Raw genomic sequence first — 540 nt, forward strand, 5'->3', positions numbered from 1 at the left:
GGTGTTTGGCAAATTAACGATGCTGATGTTTCATCACTCGTCGATGGTGATATTACCTTTGTAGCAAATACTGTTGATATCGCTGGTAACCCTACTTCTGTCACCACCACTGTCAGTAAAGACTCCCAAGCATCTGTGACCATTGAAGCCGTAGATGATGACAATACCCTTAATGCTGCTGAAGTCCCAGCCACAACGCTACGTGGTGAAGCTCATAATATTGAAGATGGTCAAGATGTCCTTGTTTGGGTCACTGATTCAAGTGGAACAAGGCTAATATTTAATACTACTGTGGTAAACGGTTTATGGCAGTTAGATAATCTCGACTTATCATCGCTACTCGATGGAGAGTTAACACTACGAGCCGCATCCATTGATGCCGAAGGGAACCCTGCCATTGGTAATAACATCGTTGATAAAGATACAGCGGCCGATATCACTGTTGAAATTATCGATAACGATGGCGTTATCAATGCTGTAGAAATGACTCAAGTGGTCATTCAAGGTAGCGTCACAAATGTTGAAGATGGTCAAAAGGTT

General features: G+C 42.6%; 1 protein-coding gene. It reads left to right on the forward strand.

Annotation, left to right across the window (positions count from 1 at the left end; genetic code table 11):
• The coding region (locus L2735_RS19935; protein ID WP_248986319.1) for a hypothetical protein at nucleotides 1-540 on the forward strand (540 nt) is incomplete at both ends.

This window comes from Shewanella olleyana (genome assembly GCF_023283825.1).
In the GTDB taxonomy this organism is placed as follows: domain Bacteria; phylum Pseudomonadota; class Gammaproteobacteria; order Enterobacterales; family Shewanellaceae; genus Shewanella; species Shewanella olleyana.